General features: G+C 65.8%; 1 protein-coding gene. It reads right to left on the bottom strand.

Translation table 11 applies throughout. The annotated features are described in order from the left end of the window. Positions 1-71: 71 nt before the first annotated feature. Positions 72-952 (bottom strand): IS110 family RNA-guided transposase (locus HW577_RS25650; RefSeq protein ID WP_198378906.1); only part of this gene is annotated, 881 nt, incomplete at its 5' end.

The following is a 952-nucleotide window of genomic DNA, read 5'->3' as shown; positions in this document are numbered from 1 at the left end:
GCTCTCCACGCGTCGGCTTGATGACCTGTTGCCCATTCCCTCGTGACGCTCGCAACGCTGGTGGCAAGGACCTATGCGGCTGCTGGCCGCTGGTACTCCTCACCCTTCGCCAGGAGCGACCAGATGATCCTGGCGTTCTTGTTGGCCACGGCGACGATGGCGCGGTTGGTGCCTCGGCGCTCGACCAGGTCGTTCACCCATTGGCTCTTGGGGTCTTTCCTGCCGGCACTGATGCGCACGACCGCTCGCGCGCCGTGCACCAGCAATGTCCGAAGGTGTTGGTCGCCCCGTTTGCTGATGCCGCCCATGACGGTCCGGCCGCCCGTGGCCTGGTGCCGCGGCACCAGGCCAAGCCAGGCCGACATGTGTCGGCCGTTGTCGAAGTCCTTGGCGTCGCCAACCGCCGCAACGATGGCGGTCGCGGTCTTCGGGCCGACGCCTTCGAGCTTGGCGATGCGCTGGCATGCCGGGTTCTCTCGGAACACTGCCTCGATGCGTCGGTCGAAGTCCCGGATGCGCTCGTCGAGCTGCTGCAGGAACTCGAACAGGCTTGCGAGCATCTCGCGGGCCATGACCGTGAGCGCGTTGTCCTTGTCGGCGACGATCTGTGGGATCAGTCTCCTCGCCCGCGAGGCGGACTTGCCGAAGACGATGCCGCGGTCGAGCAGGATGCCCCGCATCTGGCTAATCAGGGCCGTGCGGTGGTTCACCAGGCGCTGTCGGCACCGGTGCAAGGACTGGATGTCCTGTTGTGCGATCGTCTTCGCGGGCACGAAGCGCATGTTGGGCCGCTGCACGGCCTCGCAGATCGCCTCGGCGTCATTGCCGTCATTCTTGTTCCCGCGCACGAAAGGCTTCACGAATTGCGGGCTGATGATGCGCACAACATGCCCGGCCCGCTCGAACTCCCTGGCCCAGTGGAAGGCACTCGCACATGCCTCGATGCCGATTG

The sequence above is a fragment of the Neoroseomonas rubea genome (assembly GCF_016106015.1).
In the GTDB taxonomy this organism is placed as follows: Bacteria; Pseudomonadota; Alphaproteobacteria; order Acetobacterales; family Acetobacteraceae; genus Neoroseomonas; species Neoroseomonas rubea.
Note: the sequence above shows the minus strand (reverse complement) of the source record. Positions and strands in the feature narration are given on the sequence as shown.